The 26,178-nt window shown below is 56.6% G+C and carries 24 protein-coding genes; 12 read left to right on the top strand and 12 right to left on the bottom strand.

The window, feature by feature from the left end; translation table 11 throughout:
- Nucleotides 1-84 precede the first annotated feature (84 nt).
- Both COA55_RS12590 and COA55_RS12595 read right to left on the bottom strand, forming a co-directional pair.
- The gene (locus COA55_RS12590; protein ID WP_063521051.1) at nt 85-1,122 is read right to left on the bottom strand and encodes an AraC family transcriptional regulator; all 1,038 of its coding nucleotides are present in this window, start codon (nt 1,120-1,122) and stop codon (nt 85-87) included.
- Nucleotides 1,123-1,134: 12 nt separating this feature from the next.
- Nucleotides 1,135-1,830 carry an SIMPL domain-containing protein gene (locus COA55_RS12595; protein ID WP_290502453.1) on the bottom strand — a complete coding sequence of 232 codons (696 nt, stop codon included), beginning with the start codon at nt 1,828-1,830 and terminating at the stop codon, nt 1,135-1,137.
- A 206-nt stretch (nt 1,831-2,036) separates the two neighbouring features.
- Between COA55_RS12595 and apbC the strand changes: the two genes are divergently transcribed.
- Nucleotides 2,037-3,122 carry an iron-sulfur cluster carrier protein ApbC gene (apbC, locus tag COA55_RS12600; RefSeq protein WP_290502454.1) on the top strand — a complete coding sequence of 362 codons (1,086 nt, stop codon included), beginning with the start codon at nt 2,037-2,039 and terminating at the stop codon, nt 3,120-3,122.
- Between the two features lie 113 nt (nt 3,123-3,235).
- Nucleotides 3,236-3,805 (top strand): dCTP deaminase, encoded by a 570-nt coding sequence (gene dcd, locus COA55_RS12605; RefSeq protein ID WP_290502455.1) that lies wholly within the window; start codon nt 3,236-3,238, stop codon nt 3,803-3,805.
- Here dcd and COA55_RS12610 read toward each other — a convergent pair.
- From COA55_RS12610 to purM, 4 genes are read right to left on the bottom strand one after another with little or no spacing between them, the layout of a single operon-like run.
- A complete protein-coding gene (locus COA55_RS12610; protein ID WP_290502456.1) occupies nt 3,802-4,530 on the bottom strand; it encodes a DUF3108 domain-containing protein in 729 nt (242 codons plus the stop codon). The two genes, dcd and COA55_RS12610, sit on opposite strands and share 4 nt — an antisense overlap.
- A gap of 2 nt (nt 4,531-4,532) precedes the next feature.
- Nucleotides 4,533-5,294 carry a DUF3108 domain-containing protein gene (locus tag COA55_RS12615; RefSeq protein WP_290502457.1) on the bottom strand — a complete coding sequence of 254 codons (762 nt, stop codon included), beginning with the start codon at nt 5,292-5,294 and terminating at the stop codon, nt 4,533-4,535.
- Nucleotides 5,254-5,895, bottom strand: coding sequence for a phosphoribosylglycinamide formyltransferase (purN, locus tag COA55_RS12620; protein ID WP_290502458.1), 642 nt, complete (start codon nt 5,893-5,895; stop codon nt 5,254-5,256). Before purN ends, COA55_RS12615 begins: the two co-directional genes overlap by 41 nt.
- On the bottom strand, nt 5,892-6,935 hold the full coding sequence (purM, locus tag COA55_RS12625; protein WP_063518891.1) for a phosphoribosylformylglycinamidine cyclo-ligase: 1,044 nt from the start codon (nt 6,933-6,935) through the stop codon (nt 5,892-5,894). Before purM ends, purN begins: the two co-directional genes overlap by 4 nt.
- Before the next feature lie 227 nt (nt 6,936-7,162).
- On the opposite strand from purM, the gene COA55_RS12630 reads away from it, so the two are divergent.
- The 3 genes from COA55_RS12630 (at nt 7,163) to COA55_RS12640 (ending at nt 13,626) form a co-directional block, all read left to right on the top strand.
- Nucleotides 7,163-8,173 (top strand): DUF2066 domain-containing protein, encoded by a 1,011-nt coding sequence (locus tag COA55_RS12630; RefSeq protein WP_290502459.1) that lies wholly within the window; start codon nt 7,163-7,165, stop codon nt 8,171-8,173.
- Between the two features lie 4 nt (nt 8,174-8,177).
- The gene (gene hda / locus COA55_RS12635) at nt 8,178-8,867 is read left to right on the top strand and encodes a DnaA regulatory inactivator Hda (RefSeq protein ID WP_063518889.1); all 690 of its coding nucleotides are present in this window, start codon (nt 8,178-8,180) and stop codon (nt 8,865-8,867) included.
- Nucleotides 8,868-9,054: 187 nt separating this feature from the next.
- The gene (locus COA55_RS12640; protein WP_290502460.1) at nt 9,055-13,626 is read left to right on the top strand and encodes a choice-of-anchor Q domain-containing protein; all 4,572 of its coding nucleotides are present in this window, start codon (nt 9,055-9,057) and stop codon (nt 13,624-13,626) included.
- Here the strand turns inward: COA55_RS12640 and COA55_RS12645 are convergent.
- Nucleotides 13,591-13,881 (bottom strand): hypothetical protein, encoded by a 291-nt coding sequence (locus tag COA55_RS12645; protein ID WP_290502461.1) that lies wholly within the window; start codon nt 13,879-13,881, stop codon nt 13,591-13,593. The two genes, COA55_RS12640 and COA55_RS12645, sit on opposite strands and share 36 nt — an antisense overlap.
- Before the next feature lie 93 nt (nt 13,882-13,974).
- On the opposite strand from COA55_RS12645, the gene sthA reads away from it, so the two are divergent.
- The gene (gene sthA, locus COA55_RS12650; RefSeq protein WP_063518886.1) at nt 13,975-15,372 is read left to right on the top strand and encodes a Si-specific NAD(P)(+) transhydrogenase; all 1,398 of its coding nucleotides are present in this window, start codon (nt 13,975-13,977) and stop codon (nt 15,370-15,372) included.
- Between the two features lie 68 nt (nt 15,373-15,440).
- Here sthA and smrA read toward each other — a convergent pair whose 3' ends face one another.
- Nucleotides 15,441-16,034, bottom strand: coding sequence for a DNA endonuclease SmrA (gene smrA, locus COA55_RS12655; protein ID WP_063519928.1), 594 nt, complete (start codon nt 16,032-16,034; stop codon nt 15,441-15,443).
- A gap of 95 nt (nt 16,035-16,129) precedes the next feature.
- On the opposite strand from smrA, the gene COA55_RS12660 reads away from it, so the two are divergent.
- Nucleotides 16,130-16,450, top strand: a complete 321-nt coding sequence (locus COA55_RS12660; RefSeq protein WP_156496968.1) for a hypothetical protein — start codon at nt 16,130-16,132, stop codon at nt 16,448-16,450.
- A 121-nt stretch (nt 16,451-16,571) separates the two neighbouring features.
- On the opposite strand, the gene COA55_RS12665 is transcribed toward COA55_RS12660, so the two are convergent.
- Both COA55_RS12665 and COA55_RS12670 read right to left on the bottom strand, forming a co-directional pair.
- Complete coding sequence (locus COA55_RS12665) at nt 16,572-16,733, bottom strand: hypothetical protein (RefSeq protein WP_290502462.1); 162 nt, start codon at nt 16,731-16,733, stop codon at nt 16,572-16,574.
- Nucleotides 16,734-16,891: 158 nt separating this feature from the next.
- The gene (locus tag COA55_RS12670) at nt 16,892-17,647 is read right to left on the bottom strand and encodes a glutathione S-transferase N-terminal domain-containing protein (RefSeq protein WP_290502463.1); all 756 of its coding nucleotides are present in this window, start codon (nt 17,645-17,647) and stop codon (nt 16,892-16,894) included.
- A 244-nt stretch (nt 17,648-17,891) separates the two neighbouring features.
- Between COA55_RS12670 and COA55_RS12675 the strand changes: the two genes are divergently transcribed.
- Both COA55_RS12675 and COA55_RS12680 read left to right on the top strand, forming a co-directional pair.
- On the top strand, nt 17,892-19,103 hold the full coding sequence (locus COA55_RS12675; protein ID WP_063519926.1) for an acetyl-CoA C-acetyltransferase: 1,212 nt from the start codon (nt 17,892-17,894) through the stop codon (nt 19,101-19,103).
- A 29-nt stretch (nt 19,104-19,132) separates the two neighbouring features.
- Nucleotides 19,133-21,298 (top strand): 3-hydroxyacyl-CoA dehydrogenase NAD-binding domain-containing protein, encoded by a 2,166-nt coding sequence (locus COA55_RS12680; protein ID WP_290502464.1) that lies wholly within the window; start codon nt 19,133-19,135, stop codon nt 21,296-21,298.
- A gap of 273 nt (nt 21,299-21,571) precedes the next feature.
- Here the strand turns inward: COA55_RS12680 and COA55_RS12685 are convergent, their stop codons facing one another.
- Nucleotides 21,572-21,964: a response regulator gene (locus COA55_RS12685; RefSeq protein ID WP_290502465.1), complete on the bottom strand. Its 393-nt coding sequence runs from the start codon at nt 21,962-21,964 to the stop codon at nt 21,572-21,574.
- A gap of 409 nt (nt 21,965-22,373) precedes the next feature.
- Here COA55_RS12685 and COA55_RS12690 point away from each other — a divergent pair, with 409 nt between their 5' ends.
- Both COA55_RS12690 and purU read left to right on the top strand, forming a co-directional pair.
- A complete protein-coding gene (locus COA55_RS12690; RefSeq protein ID WP_063519924.1) occupies nt 22,374-23,393 on the top strand; it encodes an AraC family transcriptional regulator in 1,020 nt (339 codons plus the stop codon).
- A gap of 49 nt (nt 23,394-23,442) precedes the next feature.
- Nucleotides 23,443-24,315, top strand: coding sequence for a formyltetrahydrofolate deformylase (gene purU, locus COA55_RS12695; protein WP_063519923.1), 873 nt, complete (start codon nt 23,443-23,445; stop codon nt 24,313-24,315).
- Nucleotides 24,316-24,395: 80 nt separating this feature from the next.
- Here purU and COA55_RS12700 read toward each other — a convergent pair whose 3' ends face one another.
- Nucleotides 24,396-25,055, bottom strand: a complete 660-nt coding sequence (locus COA55_RS12700; RefSeq protein ID WP_290502466.1) for an outer membrane beta-barrel protein — start codon at nt 25,053-25,055, stop codon at nt 24,396-24,398.
- 60 nt (nt 25,056-25,115) lie between these two features.
- Here COA55_RS12700 and rlmM point away from each other — a divergent pair, with 60 nt between their 5' ends.
- A complete protein-coding gene (gene rlmM, locus COA55_RS12705) occupies nt 25,116-26,177 on the top strand; it encodes a 23S rRNA (cytidine(2498)-2'-O)-methyltransferase RlmM (protein ID WP_290502467.1) in 1,062 nt (353 codons plus the stop codon).
- The last annotated feature ends 1 nt before the right edge of the window (nt 26,178 follow it).

Here is a 26,178-nt window from a genome sequence, read left to right on the forward strand (position 1 = left end):
GATGTCAGTATAGACAGGAGAGAGGGGCAGGTTTAAGTGTTTGTAGGACAAAAAACACAGGGTTACAGATAAAAGTGTCAATTTTTATGAGTGTATTTGCTCATTGTCAGGCTTGGCCCGGTATTGGCCCGGGGTCATGGCGGTGTGACGCTTGAAACTGCGCTGGAAGGAACGGATATCGGAATAGCCCAGGGCGGCGGCGATATCGGCCTGGGGCAGGGTGGTGGTGGTGAGCAGGCGCCGAGCCTGTTTCAGGCGCACGTCATCGAGCAGTTTTTGCCAGCTCTGGTCTTCGTCGGCCAGCCGACGATGCAGGGTGCGCACATTCATGCCCAGCCGCTCGGCAACGGTTTCCTTGCGGGGCAGGGAATGGCCAATGGCATCCTGAATGCACTGTTTGACCCGCTGACTGAGATTGGTGTCTACGCCCAGTTGATTCAGCTGCTGGATAGCGTGGGCTTCCAGGGTGGAGAGTAGTAGCGGGTCGGGTTGGCGTATGGGCTGCTGTAGTAATTGCGGCGCGCCGACCAGGGCGGAGCAGGGTTGTTCGAACAACACATCGCAGAGAAATACGCGCCGGTATTCGTCCACCTGGGCTGCCGGTGGAGTGGGGTGTTCCAGCCAGACCTGTTCCGGTGCCAGCAGATCGTTGCCGGTGAGCCAGCGGGAGTAGCGTACCCAGGAGCCGAGTACGTTATCGATCAGATGTTGACGTGCGGGTTGCTGGCGATACAAGCAATCCCAGCGGATGGCTACCTGGTGGGCATCGACAGTGGTGTCTGTGGTGCCCATGTCACCAACCAGCTTTTCGTACAGGCTGACCTTGGATAACGCTTCCTGAAGCGTGCTGGCGCTCATGGCGATATAGCCCATCACATTGTAGGAACCGGGCTGCACAAATTCGGAAGTGTGTAACCCGAACAGGGGGTCGGCGGACTGTTTGATGAGGGCGTGCAGCAGGGTCTGAAAATCCTGACCATGAATGCGGGTATCCGGTTTCTGGATATGGCCGGGGTCCAGGTTGGCCTGCTGCAGCGCCGCAGCCGTATCCAGCCCACGGGCTTGCCCGTGAGCCAGGTACTGCTGAAGTGCGGCGCTACAAATCTGGCCCAGTGCATCCATGGGGATGTTCGCTCAGTTCAGTTCAAAGGTGATTTGTACCTGGGCGGAAATCTCGGTTTCGCCGGCCCGGTAACTGTCTGCGGCACCGCTTTCTTTGCTGCGAGCCATCATCATCACCGGTTGCGGGTGGTGGATCCCCTGAGCGGTGATCTGGAAGGCTTCGCCCAGGTCACGGTCTGCGGCTTCGGCAATGATCTCTGCCCGTTGACGGGCATCAGCCACGGCTTTTTCCAGGGCCTGGTTGCCCAGCTCGTCGCGGTTGCTAACTTCCGCACCGGCGGGGCGGATGTTACGTACGCCCTGTTCGGCCAGCCCTTCGAGCAGCTCCGCATAGGTTTCAAGGCCGTCGACCTTGAAGCTCACGTCGCGGCTGACCTGGTGGCCAATCAGTTTGCGTTCGGGTTGATACTGCCATTGGGGGGTGACTTGCATGGTGCTGGCGGTGACGGCCTTTTCTTCGATATCCAGGTCGTCTGCGAGATCCAGCATATTGCTGACAGACTCATCCACGCGATCTTTCATACCGGCGATGTCATCGCCGTTTTCACTGGCGGTAGCGACCACCGTGAAACGGTCTGGTTGGGCGCTGATTTCACCACTGCCGGATACGGTGATGCTGTCGCGGGTGGTATTGATGGTGGTGTTATCACAACCGGCCAGCGCCAGTGTGCCAGCGATCAACAAGGTCGCAGCGGATACAACTTTCATGATATCTCCTTGTACTGCCGTGCAAGCGGCAAAGTTCTATTTTGCTTATCGGTCAGGTTTACGCAACTCATCTCGTGCAAACCGTTTAAACGAACGGTTTCCGTACAGAACGCAGGGTAAAGGCCCCTTGGTTGTTGGTTCGTTAGCCCCTATCATCGCAGCTCGTGAGGCAGAGGCAATCGGTGAGTACGGTCATGAGTTCAGCCATGGATAAATCGGAACAGCAGATTCGACAGCACCTGGGCGATTTTATTCCCGAGGATCTGGGTATTAGCCTGAATCAGGTCAATGGCATCAGTGCGTTTCAGTTGAGTGATGCAGCCGTGACGGCCACGGTAACTCTGGGGTATCCCTGCGACAGTATTCGTGACGCGCTGATTGATGCCATCCACGCACACATGGCTCCGGTACTGGAGCAGCGTTCCCTGTCAGTGACGGTGGAAAGTCGCATTGTGCCGCACCGGGCGCAAAGCAGCCTGCCGGCGCGGGACCAGGTCGCCAATATCATTGCCGTTGCGTCCGGCAAGGGCGGGGTGGGCAAATCCACCTCGGCAGTGAATTTGGCGCTGGCGCTGCAGGCGGAGGGCGCCCGTGTTGGGTTGCTGGACGCGGACGTGTTCGGGCCCAGCCAGCCGTTGATGCTGGGGTTGCCCGACGGTACACGCCCCCAATTGCTGGAAGGCAAATTTTTTGTGCCGGTGGACGCCTACGGTTTGCAGACCATGTCCATGGGGTATCTGACCACAAAGCAGACACCGGTGGTGTGGCGTGGTCCCAAGGCCAGCGGCGCGCTGGTGCAGATGATGGAACAGACCCGCTGGCATGAGCTGGACTATCTGTTGGTGGATTTGCCCCCCGGAACCGGCGACATCCAGCTGACGCTGGCCCAGAAAATTCCGGTGGCGGGTGCCGTGGTGATTACCACGCCGCAGGATATTGCGTTGCTGGATGCCATCAAGGGCGTGGAAATGTTTCGCAAGGTGGATATTCGGGTACTGGGAATCCTGGAAAACATGGCCATGCATGTCTGTAGCCAGTGCGGGCATCAGGAGGCTATTTTCGGTCAGGGTGGTGGCGACAAAATGGCAGCAGATTATGGCACTGAGGTGTTGGCTGCGCTGCCATTGTCCTTGCGTATACGCGAGCAGGCAGACAAGGGCGAACCGGTGATGCAGGCGTTCCCCGACAGTGATGAGGCTGCTCTCTACCGGTCGGCTGCCCGGCGTCTGGCTGCCCGGCTTTCACTGACGGAAGTCGGCAAACGGGCGTTTCCCAGTGTGACGCAGCATTGAACAAGAGCCTGATGAGGGGGCTGGCCGGCTGCGTCACACATCTGGCATCCGGCGTCCGGCGTCTATACCATTGGCCGCTTGAACGCTAACTACTCTGAAACATTGAGGCGTAAATGACTATTAAATCGGATCGCTGGATTTCCCGCATGGCCGCCGAGAAAGGCATGATCGAGCCATTTCAGACCGGGCAGGTTCGCGCGGATGAGAATGGTGAGAAGCTGATCTCCTACGGCGTGTCCAGTTATGGCTACGATGTGCGCTGCGCCGACGAGTTCAAGGTGTTCACCAATATCCATTCCGCCACGGTGGACCCGAAAGCGTTCGATGAACGCAGCTTTGTGGATGTGAAGGGGGAGTATTGCATTATCCCACCGAACTCTTTTGCCCTGGCGCGCACGGTGGAATATTTTCGCATTCCCCGAAATGTGCTGACCATTTGCCTGGGCAAATCTACCTACGCGCGGTGCGGCATTATCGTTAACGTGACGCCACTGGAGCCGGAGTGGGAAGGGCATGTGACGCTGGAGTTTTCCAACACCACCACCCTGCCAGCAAAAATCTATGCCCACGAAGGCGTGGCGCAGATGCTGTTCTTTGAATCCGATGAGGTGTGTGAAACCTCCTACATGGATCGGGGCGGCAAGTACCAGGGCCAGCGTGGCGTGACCCTGCCACGGGCCTAGTCTGATGCCGGCCCTGAGTCCGGAGCGAGTTCCGGGCCGTTGTAGTCGATCATGATCATCTCGGCTTTCAACAGGGTGCTCTCAATGTGTTTGGCCTGTACCACCATGTAGTCCAGCTGCGGCGCTACCCAGAACAGGGTGCGCCGTTTTTCTTTGCTGTCCCCGGTACGTTTCTTTTCCACCAGCAGGGTATCCAGTTTGCCCAGCGGTGTTTTCAGGGTTTCCCTGTCGATCACTTCAAAATGATGTTCGCGCACTTTGTCGCCGTAGACACTGGTCACGGAGTAAGACTTGTCGCCGGTGGCAAACACGCAGCGCCCCCGTAGCAGAATCGTCAGCTCATCCAGCGTGTTGTCGGGGATATCCAGGCTTTCCTTGTCGTCTTCAGATTCGTTGTGTACCCGTGGCGGGTTCCACTCAAAATCCATGTGGTGGAAACGTCGTTGACCGAATCCCTTGAATTCATGCACGTAGCGCGCCGTGCGCGGTTGGCAGTCACGCCAGTGAAAATAGCTTTCCTCTGTGTTGCTGAGCAGAAACGATTTCGCCTTGAGCAACATATGGTAGTAGTCGTCGCCCTCTGCCGGTTCCAGCACCAGTTCGGCTTTGACCGGGGTAGGCAGCTTGTTCACATAAATACGAAACTCGGCAGAAAAGGGGGCCAGGGGTTCGTTGGCTGTGGCCAGGCCGCTGGCCAGCACCAGCAAAAGTGAAATCAACCGCACGCTCAGAGTCCTTTCAGTGATTGCAGGGTCATCAGGTGTTCGCCATCGTCGTTCTTCTGCATCAGTTGCACCAGCGTATAGTCATAGCCCGGAGCGAACCACATGTAGGTTTGCCGTTCGCTGTTCTTGCCACGCTGGCGTTGCACTTTCAGTGTTTTCACCTTGTCGCCGTCGATGGTCAGTGTTTCAGGGCCAGTGACGGTGTAGTGGTGGGTTTTCTGCGCACGCTCATCGGCCACTTGCAGTTCTACTTTTTTGGCGCCGTCGCGCAATTTGCACTGCAGGGCCAGGGAGACGGAGAGCTCGTCGGTGGCGTTGTCGCTTACCTCGTAGCTGCGCATGGGTTTGTCGGTGCGCTCGCTGGCGGCCACGCCGGTCTGGCGATCAATATGCAGCTTGGCTTCTTTGACCTTGCCCAGTCCGCGGCGCTCGTAACCGTAGTAATTGCTCAGCGGGGTACAGCCTTGCCAGTTGAACAGGGCGGTTTCGCGAATCTCACCGAGCCAGTTTTTGGCGTGGACTTCCATTTTCCAGAGCCCGTCCTGAACCTGGCTGAGAGAGCGGGTGGCGACGATGCTGAATGGAATACCTTCGCTTTTCAGGCGGTAGTCCAGACGGAACGGTGATGGCGTTTCGTCCCCGGTGGCGGCGGAAGAAAAGGCCAGATTCGCCAGCAGGATAGCAGCGAGAATCAGGGGGTTGCGTAGAATAATGCGTAGAGGGTTACGCCAGTGTGTAACCCTGCGCAGGGAGTGGCTTCCCATCCAGTATGACTCCGTTGTCAGTCAGTGCCAGTCTATCCTGTGCCCGCCATTGCAGCACTTGAGGATAGAGCAGGTGTTCGCGTTGTTGTACACGCTTGGACAGGGAATCAACGGTATCGTTCGCATGCACCGCAATGGGGGCCTGGGCAATCAGTGGGCCGCCATCCAGCTCTTCAGTGACGAAGTGAATGGAGCAGCCGTGTTCGCTGTCGCCGGCTTCCAGGGCGCGGGCATGGGTATTCAGCCCGCGATATTTGGGCAACAGGGAGGGGTGGATGTTGATCAGTTGTCCGGCGTAATGGCGTACAAAGACAGCTGAAAGGATGCGCATGAAACCGGCCAGCACCACGGTATCCGGGGCGTAGGGGGTGAGCACCTCGATCATGGCCTGGTCGAACTGCTCCCGGTCCGGGTAGTCGCGGTGGTCCAGGCTGGCGGTGGGGATGCCCGCCTGTGCGGCCCGCTCGAGGCCGGCGGCGTTGGCGCGGTTGGAAAACACCACGGCAATCTCGGCGTCGAGAGTGCCTGCTTTCTGGGCATCCATGATCGCTTGCAGGTTGGTGCCTGAGCCGCTGATCAATACCGCCAGCTGGTGTGTCACTCTGGCAGTCCGTCCAACACTACGTCCGGCTCGCCGTCGCCGGCCTGGATTTCGCCGATCAGGAAGGCGTTTTCGCCTTCGGCTTCCAGCAGGGCGAGGGCGTCGTCCACGTGGCTGGCGGGGACAGCGATGACCATGCCCACGCCGCAGTTGAAGGTGCGGTACATCTCAAAGGCGGGTACCTGGCCTTCCTGCTGCAACCACTGGAATACGGCCGGGAATTCCCAGCTTTTGGTGTCGATCACGGCACGGACGTTGTCCGGCAGAACCCGCGGCAGGTTTTCTGGCAGGCCACCGCCAGTGATGTGTGCCATGGCGTGGACAGGCACCTGTTCAATCAACTTGAGCAGGGATTTCACGTAAATGCGGGTGGGTTCCAGCAGGTGCTCGATCAACGGCTTGCCGTCCAGATCGATGTCAGTGTCTGCCTGGGCCATGATACGGCGAATCAGGGAGTAGCCGTTGGAGTGGGGGCCGGAGGCGCCCAGAGCGATCAGCTTGTCGCCGGCTTCGACCTTGCTGCCATCCAGTACGCCGTCTTTTTCCACCACGCCGACGCAGAAACCCGCCAGGTCGTAGTCTTCGCCTTCATACATGCCGGGCATTTCTGCGGTTTCACCGCCGATCAGGGCGCAACCGGCCAGTTCGCAGCCTTCGCCAATACCGGTGACCACGCTGGTGGCAATCTCCACGTCCAGCTTGCCGGTGGCGTAGTAATCCAGGAAGAACAGCGGTTCGGCCCCGCCCACGATCAGGTCGTTAACGCACATGGCGACCAGATCGACGCCCACTTTCTCATGGCGGTTGTGGTCGATGGCCAGCCGCAGCTTGGTACCCACACCGTCAGTGCCTGCCACTAGAACCGGGTTCTTGTATTTGGTGGGCAACTCGCAGAGGGCACCGAAACCGCCGAGACCGCCCAGCACTTCCGGGCGACGGGTCCGCTTGGCAACTGGGGCGATGCGTTTAACCAGCTCGTTACCGGCGTCGATATCGACACCTGCGTCACGGTACGTCAGTGGCCGTTTCTGTTCGGTCATGGGGGGCTCCGGGTTGGTGAAGGCGCGTATTCTAGCAACGGGCCTGCCTGCTGGGGAACCTCTGCGTGACGCCTTGGGGCGTTAAACTCAGGGAAAGCGGGTTTCGTCCGACAGATAAGGTCGCTTCGCTCAGGGATTTGCCCTGTAATTTGCCGGAAACGGGTTCGCGTGGCTGAGGTGAATAGGTGATAATAGCGCGCTTGAATTTTCGGTTGGAATGAGCGCCCATGCGTTTTATTGGATTGTTGGCCGTGTTGTTGGGATGGAGCCTGCTGGCCCAGGCAGAATCGCTGGATACAGTGCAGGTGCCGGTGGATGGCCGTGGCGACGAGCAGCGGCAGGACGCGTTGGCTGAGGGCCTGGAGCAGATGCTGGTGCGTCTGAGCGGGCAGCGGGATGTACTCAATGAGGCGGTGGCTAGTGAAGCCGCTTCACGGCTGGATCGCTGGGTGACCCGCTACGATTACAACATGCTGGATGATGGCAGCAGTGCCTTGCAGGCCCGTTATGACGTGAATGGCCTGATGGCCTTCATGGCGGAGCAGGGCGCATCGGTGTGGGGGATGCCTCGGCCCAGGGTGCTGCTTTGGCTGGTGGAGCAGGGCGCAGGCCGCGGCGAGATGGTGGTGGACGGTCACCCGCTTTATGCGCAGTTGGTTGCGCAAGCCCAGCGACGTGGCCTGACCCTCGTCATCCCGAAGTGGGATAGCGAGGATCAGGGGCGTTTGAACGTGGCAGACATCCGTGGCCGTTTCGATCAGCAATTGCGTGACGCCTCCAGCCGCTACCCCCATGAGCTGATTGCTGCTGCTGTGCTGTATCAGGGTGAGCCGGCCACGGTGAGCTGGCGAGTCCTGAAAGACAAAAGCACTCTGGAAGACGGCCGGGAGAAAACGGCGAACGACGGGGAGGCTGTGACTGCGTTGATCGACCGTGTCACCGACCAGCTGGCCGCCCGCTATGCGGTGAAAGGCGCAGTAAGCGATTTGCGCACCCTGCTGGTGGTGGATCAGGTCGACCAGCTGCAGGACTGGTTTACGTTACAACAATTTCTGGCGGGCCTGAGCGGGATGCGTCGAGCCTCACTGGTACAGGCCTCCGGTACTACGCTGACCTTTGGGCTGGATTTCAGTGCCAGCGACGAGCAGTTGCGCAACCTGCTGGAGCTGTCTCCCCAGTTGCGCGCCTGCCCGGATCCGGCGGTGGCCGGGCCCCAATGGCATTACTGCTGGCGTTGATCCGATGAGTGCGCAACTTCCCCTGGCCCTGCAGCTTCGCGAGGGCAATGCCCTGGATAATTTCCACGCGGGTCCCAATGGCGCTGCCATTGCCGGGCTTCGTGAGGCGGTGGAAGGTGTCGACCGGCAGGCGTTTTTCTGGGCAGGTAACGGGCAGGGCAAAAGTCATTTGCTGGAAGGCGCGGTGCGACTGGCCCAGCACAATGGTCTGGATGCTTGTCTGCTGCCTGCCAGCGAAATCATTCCACTGGTTCCGGAAGTGCTGGAATCCATGGAACAGTTCGGGTTGCTGGCCATTGATGATTGTCAGTTGTTTGCCGGCCTGCCTGCCTGGGAAGAAGCCCTGTTCCACCTTTATAACCGGCTGATGTCGTTGGGTGGACGATTACTGGTCACCGCCAATGCGTCGCCGGGGGCAATGGGCTTGATGCTGCCTGATCTCGCTACCCGTTTGGCGGCGGGCCCGGTCTACCGGCTGATGTCGCTGGAAGACGAGGATTTACAGGCGCTATTACAGGAAAGAGCCAGGGCGCGGGGCTTGCGACTGGAACCGGAAGTGGCCCATTACATCGTCTTGCGCAGTGAGCGGTCCGCTGGCGCCTTGATGGAATTATTGAGCGATCTGGACCGTCTGGCCCTGGCGCAACAGCGCTCTGTCACGATTCCCTTTGTCAAGGATGCGCTGGGGTGGTAAAAATGGGCGCTTAACGAATAAACAACAGTTCGCTACCTGAATTGGCGATATATTGCGCTTTATAACACTGGGTTACACGCCTCGTGGCACGCTCGGCAGGCGACACGATGCAGATATTTGTGTACCACAAAGCGCGAGAACCACATTAGAACAATAACGCCAGGCACAAAGCCTGCAGGAGAACAGAATGCGCCACCTTGGGCTACGGCAGTGCCTTGCTGGCTGCGCCTTGATTTTTGCGGCCACCTCCCATGCAACGACTTACAATATCGAGACCACCTCGGACGTGGCATTCGAAGAGGTCGTGCGTGTCGATGATGCCGGTGAAGAATCGACTTATGAGGTGCGGTTTGCTGAGAAAGATGACCTTTGCTCTGTGCGGGAGGCTGTCTATGCAAGCAATTATCAAGTTGCCGTGGATGGCTGTGAGGCAGGCACAGGTTCGAACACGATCAAATTGGTTGCTGGTGAAACCTACTTTCTTAGTGAGGGTGAGCTGCCAATTAGTGGTGGTTTGAAGGTCCGGTTTGAAACTATTGAACCGGATGATCCTGACGACGAACCAGTTCAGCAGCCGGTTGAGTGTTCGGATGATCCCTGCCCGGAAGATATAAAGCTGAAAAGCGAGGTCAGCTTTACTGTGGCGTTGGCGGCTTTTGAAGATCCTGACCTGGATAATTTACCGGCTCTGGCCCCTGCTCCGAGCGCTGGGCCTGCCAGCCTGTTCAACATTCAAGAAAGCAACTCGCTTACCGTGAAAAACATGCGTTTGGGGCCTGCCAGCGATGCTGACGACCCACTTGTTTGTACGGATTCCCTAGCGGTTGACGAGGGCGGCCTGATACGTTCTTCGGGTACCGTGATTATTGCTGAGAATATGACGCTTCAGAATGGCTGCGCCAAACAGGGGGGCGCGATTTACCTGGCTGGGAAAGGCGTCTTGTCATTTGAGAAGGGAGGACGCTTTGAGAATAACGTTGCCAGGGCAAACGGTGCTGTCATCGCTACCTCTGATGATTTTCGTGGCGGTTTTACTGGCATCGGTTTTTACATGGCCGGAAACGCGGTTGATCCTTGGACTGCAGAGAGCGCCACTATTTACATAGCTGCTTTTGTACCAGAACTTGATGATGAAGGGGTTGAGGAAGACGAACCGCAAGTACAGTTTGGTTTATCAAACGGTACCTTGGCCAATAATCGCAGTGGGGGTATCCGGGTTGAGAGGGAAAATTACGCATCCGGATTGCTGAATATGACTATCGCTTTCAATGACGGTATTGGCTTGAGCCTGGAAGGCATTCCTGTTGACCCTGACGTTGACCTGGATGAACAGGGACCAACCACCCATATCCTGCATTCTGTTGTTGTCGGTAATGAGGGCGCCTGTGACGGTACCGCTCTTGTGGAAGAAGAAACCACGCGTCCCACTGCTGCTCGTATTGAGTATGTGATCACCGATGATCCTGGCTGTGTTAACAATATGGATACGGGGGCGACAGTTAACCCCAATACGGCTCAGTCAGATATTTTTCTAGGCAAAGGCGGCATCGCTTGTGAGGTTGATGCAGAGGGAGCAGGAGGCCCGGAGGAGGGTGGTTGTGACCCGATGACAGCGGAAGAGCTGGATGGTCCCTATCCTGGTTACTTGCCGAATCCATTGCCTTTGGCCGTAGTTGGTGTGGATGGAGTTGGAGGTGACGACTTTGCCCCTAGCTTGCTCGACCGGGGCAACCCCGAAACAGCAACAACAGATTTGTGTGAAACCAACGATAACCGAGGGAAGGCCCGTGCAGGGGCCGGTGGGCGTTGTGATGTTGGGGCAGTGGAATTTCTACGCGCGACGGCCCAGTCTGATGAAATTGCCTTGATCAGTGGTCAGTCCGTTCTCGCTGATGTGCTCGAGAATGACAGAAATGATACTTGGGTGGATTGTGGTTTAGTGTCTGGTTTTGATTATGACAATCCTTCGACTTATCCGGAGTGTCTGGACGTCATTACGACACCGGGTCGTGGTAGTGCCGTGATTGAAATTATTCGCCTGGATACCGATGGCGAAGAGTTGTCCAGTGATGTGGATGACAGTGAAGTGGACCGGTTTTATCCGAAAATTCGCTACACCCCGTCCGATAATTTCCATGGCGTGGACCAACTACGTTACCAGGTGAGTGAAAGCGCCTTTGTGGGTGGCACCGATACGGGGCGAGGTTTTAATGATATTGCGAATTTGGTATCAGAGCCCGCAAGTGGCTTGACGGAGAAAAAGAGCATTGGAGCCCAAGGCGCTGGTCTGCTGCTGTTGCTGGTTTTGGTGGGAATGCTGCGCCGCCACAATCGAGCGCTGATATTGCTGATAACCATGCTGTCTGGTCCTGTGCTGGCAAAAGATATCGTGGTGGATGTGGTGGGGGATACAGATAATCCAAGCCCTGAAGCCCAGGATCAATCGCCTGCCATCAAGGGCGATGGCATTTGCACCTTGCGCGAAGCGTTAGCGAATGCCTCTGGAGACGGAAACCCGGATTGCGCCTATGGCACTAATTCAACAGACCGTATTCTTATTCCTGCCATTGAGATCAAGTTAGCAGATACCTTGATTGTTGACAGTAGCGTGGAACTTGTGGGCAAGGGGGTGCTTGATGATCCGGATGATGACGAGGACACCGTAACGCAGATTATAGGTAAGGGAGATCATCGACTTTTCGAAGTGCGGCCTATTAACCCACAGTCCGCGCACCCGACAGTCTCCTTCCAGTATTTGACGTTGGAAGGTGGAAGAGCGGAAGGCGCTGGTGATAGCGGGTCCGGTGCGGCAATTCTGACTGGCGGGTCAATAATTTTTGACAGGGTTGTGATTGCTGGAAATCAGGCAGACGAGTCCGGTGGCGTGGTCTATGTTCGCGGTAATGCGGGCAACAAGAAGTTGCTGACGTTCAATCGAACCTATGTGCATGATAATCATGCGACGAACGGTGGGGTTCTGTTTACTACCTCTCAGAACGAGGAAAGTATCGAAATCGCCATGGTCGACAGCACCTTTGCCGGGAATACGGTGGCAGGCGGTGCAGGCAGCGTTCTGAAAGCTAATATTGCTAAAGGCCGGATTGAAATTGCCAATAGTACCTTTTTCGATAACGAGGGCGGAGCGGCTCTCGATCTGACCAATAGTTTGGTGAATGCCAACCTTATGAATGCGACCTTCCGGGATAATGATGCGGGGATCGATTTAGGGAATGGTTCGGATGCTGAAGTTAAAATGTCGAACAGCATCTACTTCAATAGCGGTGCTTGTACCTCAAGCGTGGGAGCAGAGCCGGCAGAGTTGGAAGAGAGTTTTTATAATGCTTTTTCTTCTACAGCTTGCGCGGCAAAGAGTGATGATCCTGACGCTACGAATTTGGAAAACGTAGATGTAGCAGAGCTTGCTGATATGTTGACCGATGAGCCGGGTACAGGAACGAATACTAACTATGCTCCGCCCTACCTGACGATAAAGCCGAATGGTGATCTGGTAGATGCGGGCAATGATGAGGCCTCACTGGCGGCGGGTACCAGCTCGCCTCTAAACTGCCGGTCTGTTGACTTGCGGGGAATTTCTCGAACAGCGGGAGGACGTTGTGACCTTGGTGCTTATGAGTACCAGCAGATAACGGCTGGAGATGACGAAGGCAGTAATGCGGTTTCTTCAGGGCTTCGCGCTAGCGTAGATCTTTTAGATAATGATCTGGCCAGCGATGGAGCAGAAATTATTTTGCTGGATGACAGCGTTGATCCCGTCATATTTAAAAACGGCATATTCGAATTTGAGCGTGCCAAGATTGATGATCCGGACGCGGATCCTGTTGTATATGTGGGAACCGGTGAGTTTTTTGTGCAGAGTGCTGAGGATCCCACACGGTTTGAACTGACGTACCAAGATGGGAATGGTGACGATGTTGTCGAGACCATCGATTTTGTTTGGCAGTACTATAATGAAAATCGCGACGGTTATGACCTGCATTGTGGCGATCCGATTCCGCAGTTCATTATTGATGCGAATCCAGATGTTTTTGATGACGGGGATGTAGCAGATGACTGTGTTATTCTTTATACGCCTCCGTCATTGGTTGATGAGCCGTCACGACCCAGCCCTGCGTTCGCTGATTCGGTATGTAGTGCAACCGCTAACGCTCCGGTAAAAACTGCTTTCCTGTATCGATTTCAGGATAGCGAAGGGCTATGTTCTGGGAATGCAAGTGATTGCTCGGATTGGGCTAACCCTGTAGATACGTCGGACTGGGCTGCGGTTGAGTTAACGATTAACGACAAACCGCCGGAACTGGAAAGCCTCTCGCGTCTGAATGACCCTGGCCAATCCGTAGAATTCACGCTAAGCATGTCTGACCCAGATGATCCGGGTCAGGTTGTCGATTGGGAAGAAATGTGGTCGGACGGTATTTCTCCTCCGAAGAGGCGATATCAGGTCAACTTGGTCAAAGAGCCCAGTTTTAGCAAGAAGGATGAGAATCATAACGCGGTAGGCTATGGGATTTTCCTGGATGTGGCGGGGCAAATCACCTATGTCCCCGAAGGGAATTACAATACCTTCAAGGATACATTTACGGTGACAGTCGAAGACAATAAATGTGACGTTACCTCTAAACAAGCCACTTTCACTATCACTTACCCCAACGACGAAACCTCGGCCGGGTCGGGTGGTAGTCTTGGCTGGGCCATGTTGGGCGGGCTAATCCTTTTGCTGCGTCGCCGAGTGGCGGCGTAGCACCCGCCGCAGGCTTTCCCACACCACTGCCCCGAACAGCATGCTGGCCATCAGCAAGACAAGCTTGGGAACGTCCACCAGGGTCCAGAACAGGATGTCGATGCTGGTGGGTTCCAGGTTCTGAAAAACGATAATGATGGCCAAAAGCGCCAATAGAATCTGTAGTGCCCCCATGGGGTGCGTGATCAGCCAGTGCCCGGATTTACGGCTGCCGCGGGCAATCAGTGAGGTTTTTTTGCCGCTGTGGTCATCCATGATCTTCCTCCTTGCTGTGTTTCGACTCTAGTCCAACTCGTGCTTGTCTCGCTACCTCCCTATACTCTCTATAACAGTAGAAAGGAGAGGTGAATGGATATCAGTGCCGGTTGGGATCTTGTGGTGATTGGTAGTGGCCCTGCGGGTGAAGCGGCGGCGATGCAGGCGGCCAAGAAAGATCTAAAGGTGGCGATCGTAGAGGATCAGTCGTCGTTGGGCGGGAACTGCACCCACTGGGGCACGATTCCCTCCAAGGCGTTGCGGCATCAGGTGCGGCAGGTGATTCGTACCCAGCGGAATCCCTTGCTACGCGGCATCATCAAGCCCCGCGAAATCCGCTGGCAGGATCTGATTGCCCGCACCCGCGAGGTAATAGACTCCCAGGTGCAGGTTCGAACGGACTTTTATGTCCGTAACCGGGTTACCGTGTTCGGGGGGCGTGGTGAGATTCTGTCACCGCAAGAAGTGCGGGTCGATGACCATGCAGGCCGCCAGCACTTGCTGAAAACCCGCAATATTCTGGTCGCTACGGGATCACGTCCCTACCACCCGGATGACGTGGACTTCTCTCATCCGCGCATCTACGACTCGGATACCATCCTGACCATGGACCATACGCCGCGGCATATCCTAGTCTATGGTGCCGGGGTCATCGGCTCGGAGTATGCCTGCATCTTCACCGGGCTTGGCATCCGGGTGGACCTGGTGAACTCCCGTGAGCACTTGCTGGATTTTCTGGATACGGAAATTTCCGATGCGCTCAGCTATCACCTGCGTGAGCAAGGCTGCACCATTCGCCAGGGTGAACACTACAAACGGGTGACGGCGGATGACGAGGGCGTAACGCTGGAGCTGGAATCCGGCAAGAAACTGCGCGCGGATGCCTTGTTGTGGTGTAACGGCCGTTCCGGGAACACCCAGAATATTGGCCTGGAAAATGTGGGGGTTGCAGCCAACAGTCGTGGGCAGCTCAAGGTCAATGAGCGCTATCAGACTGAGATGGACACGCTCTATGCCGTGGGTGATGTGGTGGGCTGGCCATCACTGGCCAGCGCCTCCTACGATCAGGGGCGTTTCTGTGCCGCCGCCATTGCTGGTGACGAAGTGCGCCAGGTAACAGACGTGCCCACGGGCATTTATACCATTCCCGGGATCAGTAGCGTTGGGCGGACCGAGCAGGAATTGACCGAAGCCAAAGTGCCGTATGACGTGGGGCAGGCCTTCTTCAAAAACCTGGCCCGGGCGCAAATTACCGGCGAGCGGGTAGGCATGCTGAAAATTCTGTTTCATCGTGAGACGTTGGCGGTGTTGGGTATCCACTGTTTTGGCTATCAAGCCATGGAGATTGTCCACGTGGGTCAGGCCATCATGCGTCAACCCGGTGAAAACAACACGCTGGAGTACTTTATTGATACCACCTTCAACTACCCAACCATGGCCGAAGCTTACCGGGTGGCGGCAATCAACGGGCTGAATCGGATTAAGCGATAGGGTATCGCTGACTGAAGGGAATGCGCTTATCCCTCCGGTTCTGTCTGTTCGGCCGGCACAGGTGTGATTCAGCGTTGCTGTTTGCCCGCTTCGATAAAGAACTCGCGATTCTTCTGCCGGGCCTGGCTGTTTTTACGTACCAGCACCTGGGTAGCACCGCTGCCGCCGCGATTGGCGGGGGTGCTGTGAAAGGCCAGCACCAGATGACTTTCTTCCAGCCAGTGCATCACATAGCTCTTCAGAAAGCCTGGGCGTTCGCTGTGCAGTCCTTTGCCGTGGCTGATTAGCACGGTACGCATGCCGTTGTTATGGGCATTTTCCAGAAACTGCTGGACGAGGTTGCGGGCATCCATCAGTCGAACCCGGTGCAGGTCCAGCACATCCTGGGCCTCGTATTTACCCAGCCGCAATTTTCGATATACCCCTTCCTGGACGCCATCTTTTTTCAGTCCGACGATATCCAGTGGTCCGACTGCTTGCACGTGTTCGGGAACGGTCAGCGGGTTGCGGTCTCTGCGATCGTCCACGGCGGCGGCGCGACGCAATTGTTCACGGATAGAGGGTTCACGACGGGGCGTACGTTCCTGCACCCGGTTGTCCGGCTTTATCGGCGTAACATCGGCCATTTCCTGGCGAAACAGATCGTCGTCGGAGGAGGTCATGGAACGGCTCCACAAAATTCATTTTTACTAACTTGCATGGTACACAAAGCCGGCGGAGACTTGGAGTAACAGGCTCCCTGATAAGGAAGGGTGTGATGGAACGTCGACGATTCAGTCGGCCCAGGCTTCGCGTCAATGTGCGAGCGTGCGTCGATCAGCGGCCAATCGGCCATATTCTGAATATTACAGATCAGGGCGTTTGCCTGGCGGGCAAAGGCGTACCACCACAAACCTTGCAAACGATGGTGCTGAAGTTGCCCTTCAATCTGTCTGGCCAGCGAGAGTTGCACGTGCATGCGGAGCCGCTATGGCATAGCTATCTGGACAATGGCCATTGGCGAGGTGGGTTTCGTCTGGCAACGGACGAGCAGACCGCAACCCTGCTGTCGAAGCTGGTGAGCCGTTACGGAGAATAGCGGGGGAGGAGCGGTCAGCGGTTACTGCAAAGCGGGAAGGCGTAGCAGTAACCGGGCCCTAACTCTTTTCGGCAACCCTCGAAAAACCGGTAATGCCCAAGGTGATCAGAAGGCGATGTAATCAGTAAGCCTGTGGACGTGAGCGCTCCCGGCTTTCTTCTCCTTTCTCATCATCATGTCTGTGACGCTTAGCGTCTCGCTTGCGGCGCTCACGCTCTGCACGCTTGTGTTCTTCTTCCCACTCATTCGGGTCGTAGTCATCAAATTGTTGGCGACGACTCATGGTGCCACTCTCTTTCCAACGTTAAAGGATACTTGCCGTTTTGCGGGTGCCACGAATGCAACCTGCCATTGGATATATAGCACTAAAAAGTGGGGTGTAGAAGGGGCAAGGGGCACCATTTATCGGTGCCCCGTCATCATTGCCAGGTAGTGCGGGGATCAGTCGCCGTAGGTCTGGTCCAGATAGTCGAGAATGGCTTCGGATTCGAACAGTTCCATGCCGGTATTCGGGTCTACCAGGTAGGGGACAGCGATTCTGCCGGCCCGGGCCAGCAGATCGACCCGGTTGCGTTGGCTGGGGGCATAGTCCATGTCGAGGCGCTTGCGCACTGCCGGCAGCACCCAGTCCTGCCATTGATCGCGACCACACTGGCGAAGCAGGTAGGGCAGCTGCAGCTCGGTGAGACGTTCACGAACCAGGCGGGCAAAGGGGCTGGCTTCGAACGAATACAGTTCCAGTGGTTTTTCTGGCGCTCTACTGTCCAGGCAACGGATACCACGGCTGCCACGAGGGGCGGACGCTGCCATTGCGGCGGCTGTGCGCAAGCGAAGTTGCCAGCTTTTAGGGGCAGGGCGGCCACCGTATTGCTGATAGATATACTCGATGATAGCGGCGGATTCATACAGGGCTTCGCCGGTGTTGGGGTCCATCAGATAGGGAAACTGCTGTTTGCCTCCCAGCCGTTCTACCAGGGGGCGGTACCGGTCACCGCCTTTGGGGCAGGGGAACATCATCACGTCCAGATCCAGATCGGTTAGCGCTTCGCGAACCAGCCGGCAGAAGGGGCAGCCTTCCATGTCGTAGAGCTCCAGCGGCTCCTCCGGGCGGTTGCTGTGCCCTTTGCTGGCAATGCCCCGGCCCTGTTGAAGCGTGGAAGACAGCAGGGAACGGAAGACTTCTGTGCTGTGTGACATGGCGGATACTCCTGAAACGAATTGCCGCGACCTTAGCACGGGTGCACGGTCATTCATTGGCCGCACTGACATGATATTTTTCAATGACTTGCAGCCTTGCCCGTTCCGCTCACCGGCGCTGTTAACTCATGTCATTGAGACATTGGGGTGGCTGGGGCACTCTTGCCACCCTATACCGGGCTCCCAAGCCCTTCATAACCCGTCAGCAAACGCTGATACATGCCTGAGGCAAGAGGAAGGTTCCATGACCGAAGCCTATATCTATGATGCCATCCGTACTCCCCGTGGTCGGGGCAAGAAAGATGGCTCTTTGCATACGGTTAAGCCGCTGGATCTCGTAGTAGGCCTGATCGATGAAGTAAAAGACCGTTTTCCGAATATGGATACCAACCGCATTGATGATGTGCTGTTGGGTGTGGTGACCCCGGTCGGCGACCAGGGTGCCTGTATCGCCAAGACGGCGGCCCTGGCCGCAGGGCTGCCGGATACGGTAGCGGGTTATCAGTTGAACCGTTTCTGCGCATCTGGCCTGGAAGCAGTGAATACCGGGGCCCAGAAAGTGGCATCCGGTTGGGATGACCTGATTCTTGCCGGTGGTGTGGAATCCATGAGTCGTATCCCCATGGGGTCTGACGGGGGTGCCTGGGCAATGGACCCGATTACCAACTACAAGACCGGTTTTGTTCCCCAGGGGATTGGTGCGGACCTGATCGCCACCATCGAAGGCTGGAGCCGTCGTGACGTGGACGAGTTTGCCGCTGAATCCCAATCCCGTGCAGCCAATGCCTGGGAAAAAGGCTATTTCGAGAAATCCGTAGTGCCGGTGAAAGACCTCAACGGCATGACGGTTCTGGATCGTGACGAGCACGTTCGCGCCGGCACTACCGCCGACGCCCTGGCAGGCCTGAATCCCTCTTTTGCCATGATGGGCGAAATGGGCGGTTTTGATGCGGTTGCCCTGCAGAAGTATCACTGGCTGGAAAAGGTTAACCACGTCCACCATGCCGGTAACTCCTCCGGGATCGTAGACGGCGCCTCTCTGGTGGTGCTCGGCAACGAGCAAGTGGGCAAGGACTACGGCATGAAAGCCCGTGGCCGCATTGTCTGCACGGCGATCAGTGGTGCCGACCCCACCATCATGCTGACAGGCCCGGGCCCGGCTGCGAAGAAGGCCCTGGCGAAAGCCGGCCTGAAAGCCAGCGATATTGATCTGTGGGAAATCAACGAAGCGTTTGCGGCGGTGGCCATGCGTTTCATGAAGGACATGGATATCACCCCGGACATCACCAACGTGAATGGCGGTTCCATCGCCATGGGTCACCCGCTGGGTGCCACAGGTGCCATGATTCTGGGCACCGCACTGGATGAACTCGAGCGCCGCGACAAGAAGTTCGCATTGTGCACCTTGTGTGTGGGCGGTGGCATGGGTATCGCCACCATCATTGAGCGTCTGTAAGCCGCGTCGAACGATTTCGGAGTAAAGATATGAGTGAACAAACTGCAATTCGTTGGGAAAAAGACGCGGACAATATCGTCGTTTTGACCATGGACGATCCCAACCAGTCCGCCAATACCATGAATGAGCTGTACGGCAAGTCCATGGCGGCGGTGGTTGAGCGTCTGGAAAAAGAGAAAGATGAGATTGCCGGGGTGATCATCACCTCTGCCAAGAAAACTTTTTTCGCAGGTGGCGATCTGCGTGATCTGCTCAAGGCCCGCAAGGAAGATGGTCCGCAATTTCTCGCCGGCGTGACCGAGATCAAGCGTCAGCTACGGATCATGGAAACGCTGGGTAAACCGGTGGTTGCTGCCATGAATGGTACGGCACTGGGCGGCGGTCTGGAAATTGCTCTGGCCTGTCATCACCGTGTTGCCATCAATGACAAATCCGCCCAGTTTGGTCTGCCGGAAGTGTCTCTGGGTCTGCTGCCCGGTGGTGGGGGCGTGACTCGCATCGTGCGTATGCTGGGTATTCAGGACGGCCTGATGAAGGTACTGATGCAGGGTCAGCGCATGAAGGCTGACAAGGCACAAAAAATCGGCCTGATTGATGAGCTGGTAGCCGATCGCGATGAGATGATGGCCAAGGCCCGTGAGTGGATCAAGGCGAAACCCAAGGCCATGCAGCCCTGGGACCAGAAGGGTTACAAAATTCCGGGCGGTGATCCGAAGAACCCGAAATTTGCCGTTAACCTGCCGGCGTTCCCGGCTAACCTGAAGAAGCAGGTCAAGGGTGCCAACTATCCGGCGCCACTGGCGATCATGTCTGCGGCGATCGAAGGTGCTGCGGTAGACTTCGATAACGCCTCGCTGATTGAAGGTCGTTATTTCGTGTCACTGGTGACCAGTCAGGTTGCCAAGAACATGATCACTGCATTCTTCTTCAACCTGCAGGCCATCAATGGTGGCGCCAGCCGTCCCGATGGCGTGGAAACATTCCGTGCCAAAAAAGTCGGTGTTCTGGGCGCAGGCATGATGGGCGCAGGCGTGGCCTATGTAACGGCCCGTTCTGGCTCGCAGGTGGTGCTCAAGGATATTTCTGCCGAGAACGCGGAGAAGGGTAAAGATTACTCCCGCAAACTACTCGACAAGGAAATCTCCAAAGGCAAGATGACCGAGGAAAAGAAAGAAGAGATCCTCGGCCGCATTACTGCCACTGCAGATGCCAAAGATCTGGAAGGCGTGGATTTTGTGATTGAGGCTGTGTTCGAGAACACCGAGCTGAAGCACAAGGTGTTCCAGGAAATCGAAGACGTGGTTAATCCGGATGCGGTGCTGGGCTCCAACACCTCCTCCTTGCCGATTACCGGTCTGGCCAAGGGCGTGAAGAAAAAGGATAACTTTATCGGTATCCATTTCTTCAGCCCGGTAGACAAGATGCCGCTGGTGGAAATTATCTGTGGCAAGGACACCTGCCCCGAAGCGCTGGCCAAGACCTATGATTACTGTCTGCAGATCAAGAAGACCCCGATCGTGGTCAACGACGCCCGTGGGTTCTTTACCACCCGCGTGATCGGCACCTTCGCCAACGAAGGGATCGCTATGCTGGGCGAAGGCGTCAATGCCCAGTCCATTGAGCAGGCGGCCATGCAGGCGGGTTACCCGGTAGGTACTCTGAATCTGATCGATGAAATCAACATGGAAACCGCGTTGAAGATCGGTAAAGCGGCCCGTGATGATGCCAAGCGTGAAGGCACTGAGCTGCCGCCGGAACACCCGGCGGAAGTGGTCATGAAGAAAATGGTCGAAGAACTGGATCGCCCGGGCAAGCTGCAGGGCAAAGGTTTCTACGAGTACCCGGAAAACGGCAAGAAGCACCTGTGGCCCGGCCTTACCGATGCTTTCGGTGGCAGCAAGGACATGCCGTTTGAAGACATCAAGGAACGGATGATGTTCATCGAGTCCCTTGAAGCGGTGAAGTGCTTTGATGAAGGCGTGATGGATTCCGTGGCAGATGCCAACATCGGCTCGATCTTCGGCATTGGTTTCCCCGCCTGGACCGGTGGTGTGATGCAGTACATCAACCAGTATGAAGGCGGCTTGCGCGGTTTTGTTGCGCGCGCCCAGGAACTGGCCAAGTTGTACGGTGAGCGCTTTAACCCGCCGGCTTCACTGATGGAAAAAGCGGAAAAAGGCGAAATCTACAAGTAACCCTTGAGATTGCGTTTCTTCAAAAAGGCCCGGCTTATCCAGCCGGGCTTTTTTGTGATGCAGCGCCGGCTGCCGGTGGCTTTCGCTATCTCTTTGGGGGTGTACTCAAGGAGTAATCTGAAAATTAGCGGTACGACGAAAGCATAAAGGCGAGGGGGCGGCACAAAATGAAGACGTCAGCCGCAGGTCTAGTGGTTGCTGAGGCTGGATAATCAGGCAAATCCTGACATTTGCTCGGAACCCGATGCCATGAGGAGCCTGGAAAGAGTCGGGTCAGCCAGCGGCGGGGGAGGCGGGGACGCTGTCGTGGTGGGAAGCAAGCCTGCTGTTGAGCCAGGTGCGCAATTCACTGGGGCGCAAGGGCTTGGGCATCAGGGTGTCGCCGCCGGCGTCCAGGCATTGCTGGAAACAGGCTTCACTGTTGTTGCCGGAAATAAACAGGATCGGGATGTGGGGGTTGCCGTTGCATACCTCGCGGGCCACGGTGAACCCATCCAGAATGGGGAGTTCCACATCCAGGATCAGTAGGTCGATGTCCCGTTGATGGTAAAGACGCAGTGCGGCCTCACCGTCTGCGGCCAGTACATACTGGTGGCCGAGCTCTTCGATGATGCGGCAGATGATCAGGCTGACAGCCTTGTTGTCTTCAACGACGAGAACATTCATTAGTGATTTTTATCGTAGACAGCGCAGGATAACAAGGGTGAAGTCTGTGTGAAGGCGGGTTTTTCCTGCCAGAATCACGATGCAACGGTTTTGTAGCGGTAGACAGTATGTTAATTCCGGCCAGTTTCTTTATGATTGACGCTCCCGGACTCTTTAAAAACAGCAGGCCGGTAAATAATAAACGTGCCGATGACAATGCTGACGGGTACGGATTCGCTTAATGGCAATGCCAAGAGCCGCTGAATAATGCCTTGCAGGCTCAGGCTTTCAGGCTGGCTCACAATCCAGGCGCAATTTTGACGGTGTGTCCACTCATCAGAAAATTGCAACAACGAGTATGTGCCAGCCTGAAAGCCCCGGAGAGCGAGGCGTTATTCAGAGGCCGCCTAAGGTGTGAGGGTGGAGGTCGATGTACCATCGCAGAACGATCAATATTAATCGGGTAGTGAAGCTATTGCAGGGCGCCGCCCGTTCCGGTGCCAGCATTCCCGAGATTCTGGACAAGTGTAATATTCCCCGGCAAGTACTGGATGATCCGGATGGGACCATTGAGAGGGATACCTTTATCCGGATGATGTTGCTGATCATGACTCAGACCCAGGACGAGTTTCTGGGGTTTGGTCAGGGCCGAAAATCAAAGCCCGGCACCTTCTCCATGATGGCTCATGCGGTGATCAACTGCCCGAACCTGGGTGCGGCGGTGGAGCGGGGTATTCGCTTCTACGACTTGTTCGAGCTAAGCCTTCAGTCACGCATTGAGCGTGATGGCGATGTGGCCAGGCTTATTGTGGTCGCTGACCCGCGTCTTGATTTCCGCGAAGTGATTATCGAAGCCTCCCTGTTTATCTGGCTGCGCTTCATGAGCTGGCTGGTGGGCAAGGCCATTGAGCCCCAGCAGGTGAAGCTGGATTACTCTGATGTGCGCAATGACGAGGAGCATCGCTTCCTGTTCGATTGTCCTATCGAGTATTTGTCTGATGGTAATGCGGTGACGTTCCGGGCGGACTTCCTGGACTTGCCCTTGGTGCAGAACGAGCTGTCTCTGTCCAAGTTCCTGAAGGAGTCGCTGGCCCAGTTGTTCGACGGCAACATTCACAATGTGGGCCTGCCGGCACAGATTCGCGCTATTATTTCCAATGAATATGGCAACAGCTTCCCGGATTTCACGGAAATCTGCAGCAAACTGAACATGACTCCGCAGACTCTGCGGCGCCGCCTCAAGGATGCCAACACCAGCTATCAGGAAATCAAGGATGCCATCCGCAAGGATGCGTCGGTGTATTACCTGTCCAAGCCGGATCTGAGCATCGATGAAATCGCACTACTGATGGGCTTCAGTGAAGCCAGTTCGTTCCACCGGGCCTTCAAGAAGTGGACCGGAAAAACACCATCCAATTTCCGTCGAGAGCATTTTGGCGTCAACCTTTAACGGGGCGCCATCCTGTCTCTCTCACTGACGATCAGCCTCGAGAGCTTCCATGACAGTCAATGATGCCGACACGGCACGTCTGCTGGTTACTTGCCCGGATAAGCCGGGAATCATCAGCGCGGTGAGCACCTTCCTGTACAACCACGGCGCCAACATCACCGATTTCGATCAGCATTCCAGTGATGCCCATGGCGGCACCTTCTTCCTGCGCCTGGAGTTTCAGACGCCAGAACTGGATTGTTCCCGGGAAGCGCTGCGAAACAATTTTGCCAGACGGGTGGCCGAACCCTATGGCATGCAGTGGCAAATCAGCTACGCCAGCGAGAAAAAGCGCATGGCGGTGCTGGTGTCACGGCACGACCATGTGCTCATGGACCTGTTGTGGCGCACCTCCCGGGGCGATCTGCCTGCCACCATTCCCATGGTGATCAGTAATCACGATGACCTGCGCGACGAAGTCGAGCGCTTTGGCATCGAGTACCACCATATACCGGTGTCCGCAGACAACAAGGCCGAGGCGGAAGCCCAGACGCTGTCCAAACTTGAAGGCAAGGTTGATGTGGTGGTGTTGGCGCGCTACATGCAGATTCTCAGCCCGGAGTTTGTTTCTCACTACCCGCATCGGGTGATCAACATCCACCACTCCTTCCTGCCGGCTTTCGTGGGCGCGAATCCCTACCAGCAGGCCCACGACAAGGGCGTAAAACTGATCGGTGCCACCAGCCACTATGTGACAGAGGACCTGGATCAGGGGCCGATTATCGAGCAGAACGTGCAGCGAGTAAGCCACCGCCATTCTGCAGCTGAGCTTCGCTCACTGGGGCAGGATGTGGAGCGACAGGTGATGTTGCGTGCAGTGCGCTGGCATCTGGAAGATCGGGTGATCGTGGACGGTAACAAGACCGTGGTGTTTGTGAAGTAACGCGGGCAGGCGCGGCACGCTACACGTACGCCAAGAGAATTCCATCGCGTGTAATCGTGAAGCATGCTGCGTGTTGCGGCCTAATTGCTATAACGCAGGCCGATGCCCATGGTGCCGTAGCTTTCAGATTCCACCTGGGTCTGTTGGTAATCCACAGTCAGGGACAGATTGTCGAGCAGGGGCACGGCCAGGCCGGCGCCCAGATAAGGGGCGATACCGCTTTGACTATCGCTCTCCGGGGCGCCATCCACGGTGCTGACGGTGTCGCCATTGTTGTCCAGCAATACCCTGTCCTGGCGGTTTTCCAATTTGAAGCTGTAGAGATAGCCGCCGCCTCGTATATATAACCAATATGGTGACTGCCAAATAGCACCGACAGTGAAGCCACTTATATCCAGAGAATTTTCATCAGTGACCCGTACAGAGGTGACACCGGGTAACGTCTCGTTATTAGGATTAGGCGCGCGGGTGAACTGGCTGTTATTGGAGACTTCGCTTTGGCTGACAAACCCGCCTTCCAGCCCGAAACGGCTGTTTTTTCCCAGCGTTACACTGTTTAGCCACAGTCCAATCTTAATATTCAGCCCGTCCGCCGTATCGAACCCGTATGGGTCCATGTCGGCTCGCATCATCTGGGCCTCGGCATAGAAATCCACATCCGGTGGGGCCAGCTCTTCGTCGGCATGGGCAAGGGAAACCAGGGCAGTGAAGCTCAGGGTCAGCGGCAGTGTTATTTTCATTATTGATCCAGCCGTTGTGATAAGGACAATGGGCCACATTGTAACCAGCGCGAGACCTTCATGCACAGTGACTTGTTGAATTCCCAGTCCGAAACCCTGCTGGCCCTGTGCCGGCCGGGTTTTGAAACGGACCTGGCTGCCGAACTGAATTTCCATGCGGCAGACCAGATGGTCGCGGGTTACCCCCGCGCGACCGCCAACAGCGGGTACGTGCTGTGGCATAGCCAGCAGGGTTCGCTGGCCAGCCTGCAGGACAGCGGGCTGATTTTTGCGCGCACGCTAAGCGTGTGTGTGGGTGAGTTCACCGATATCGGCGACGACCGAATTACCGCTCTGTGGCCCCTGCTGGAGCAGGCGGCACCGTTTTCCGAGCTCTACCTGGAACACCCGGATACCAATGAAGGCCGCGAGTTGCAGCGTTTCCTGCGGGGGTTTCGCAAGGCGCTGGAGCCGCGCTTGAAAAAAGCCGGTTTGCTGCGGGCAAAGGCAAAACAACGGGTTCACCTTTTCTTCAGTGACTCCCACAACGGCTGGGTCAGCACCAGCCCCGGCGCGATACCACTGGTGGAAGGCGGCGTGCTGCGCTTGCGGCTGCCTGCGGAGGCGCCAAGCCGCTCTGCGCTGAAGGTGGAAGAAGCCCTGATCCGCTTCTTCGGCAGCGCCGATGCACTGAATGCCAGGACGGCGGTGGATCTGGGCGCCGCTCCGGGCGGTTGGAGCTGGCAGCTGGCACGGCGGGGGATTCGTGTTCAGGCGGTGGACCACGGCAAGATGGATCCGCGCCTGCTGGATGAATACCCGGTACAGCATGTGTCCGGTGATGCGTTCACCTGGCGTCCGCGCAGCAAGGTGGATCTGGTGGTATGCGACGTGGTGGACAAGCCCGCCCGTACCTTGCAGCACATGGAAAAGTGGCTCAAACAGGGGTGGGCCAATGCCGCGCTGTTCAATTTGAAGCTGCCGATGAAGCGGCGCTTTCAGGAAACCTGGCAGCTGCTGGAAAAACTCACCACGGCCATGGAGCGCATGGAGCATTTAGGTGAACCGGTGATCAAAGCCTCCCACCTGTATTACGACCGGGAAGAAATTACCGTGTGGGCCAGCTTCCACCGGGATTACTAAG

Origin of the sequence: Alcanivorax sp., from assembly GCF_002733835.1 — a bacterium.
In the GTDB taxonomy this organism is placed as follows: domain Bacteria; phylum Pseudomonadota; class Gammaproteobacteria; order Pseudomonadales; family Alcanivoracaceae; genus Alcanivorax.

Coding starts and splice junctions, on each gene's coding strand:
- COA55_RS12660 (WP_156496968.1), top strand. CDS start 16,130: ATGGAACGTCGACGATTCAGTCGGCCCAGGCTTCGCGTCAATGTGCGA.
- COA55_RS12685 (WP_290502465.1), bottom strand. CDS start 21,964: ATGAATGTTCTCGTCGTTGAAGACAACAAGGCTGTCAGCCTGATCATC.
- hda (WP_063518889.1), top strand. CDS start 8,178: ATGAGTGCGCAACTTCCCCTGGCCCTGCAGCTTCGCGAGGGCAATGCC.
- COA55_RS12640 (WP_290502460.1), top strand. CDS start 9,055: ATGCGCCACCTTGGGCTACGGCAGTGCCTTGCTGGCTGCGCCTTGATT.
- rlmM (WP_290502467.1), top strand. CDS start 25,116: ATGCACAGTGACTTGTTGAATTCCCAGTCCGAAACCCTGCTGGCCCTG.
- COA55_RS12645 (WP_290502461.1), bottom strand. CDS start 13,881: ATGGATGACCACAGCGGCAAAAAAACCTCACTGATTGCCCGCGGCAGC.
- smrA (WP_063519928.1), bottom strand. CDS start 16,034: ATGACCTCCTCCGACGACGATCTGTTTCGCCAGGAAATGGCCGATGTT.
- purU (WP_063519923.1), top strand. CDS start 23,443: ATGACAGTCAATGATGCCGACACGGCACGTCTGCTGGTTACTTGCCCG.
- COA55_RS12670 (WP_290502463.1), bottom strand. CDS start 17,647: ATGTCACACAGCACAGAAGTCTTCCGTTCCCTGCTGTCTTCCACGCTT.
- sthA (WP_063518886.1), top strand. CDS start 13,975: ATGGATATCAGTGCCGGTTGGGATCTTGTGGTGATTGGTAGTGGCCCT.
- COA55_RS12690 (WP_063519924.1), top strand. CDS start 22,374: ATGTACCATCGCAGAACGATCAATATTAATCGGGTAGTGAAGCTATTG.
- COA55_RS12590 (WP_063521051.1), bottom strand. CDS start 1,122: ATGGATGCACTGGGCCAGATTTGTAGCGCCGCACTTCAGCAGTACCTG.
- COA55_RS12615 (WP_290502457.1), bottom strand. CDS start 5,294: ATGGGAAGCCACTCCCTGCGCAGGGTTACACACTGGCGTAACCCTCTA.
- COA55_RS12675 (WP_063519926.1), top strand. CDS start 17,892: ATGACCGAAGCCTATATCTATGATGCCATCCGTACTCCCCGTGGTCGG.
- COA55_RS12595 (WP_290502453.1), bottom strand. CDS start 1,830: ATGAAAGTTGTATCCGCTGCGACCTTGTTGATCGCTGGCACACTGGCG.
- purM (WP_063518891.1), bottom strand. CDS start 6,935: ATGACCGAACAGAAACGGCCACTGACGTACCGTGACGCAGGTGTCGAT.
- COA55_RS12700 (WP_290502466.1), bottom strand. CDS start 25,055: ATGAAAATAACACTGCCGCTGACCCTGAGCTTCACTGCCCTGGTTTCC.
- COA55_RS12680 (WP_290502464.1), top strand. CDS start 19,133: ATGAGTGAACAAACTGCAATTCGTTGGGAAAAAGACGCGGACAATATC.
- COA55_RS12630 (WP_290502459.1), top strand. CDS start 7,163: ATGCGTTTTATTGGATTGTTGGCCGTGTTGTTGGGATGGAGCCTGCTG.
- apbC (WP_290502454.1), top strand. CDS start 2,037: ATGGATAAATCGGAACAGCAGATTCGACAGCACCTGGGCGATTTTATT.
- COA55_RS12665 (WP_290502462.1), bottom strand. CDS start 16,733: ATGAGTCGTCGCCAACAATTTGATGACTACGACCCGAATGAGTGGGAA.
- dcd (WP_290502455.1), top strand. CDS start 3,236: ATGACTATTAAATCGGATCGCTGGATTTCCCGCATGGCCGCCGAGAAA.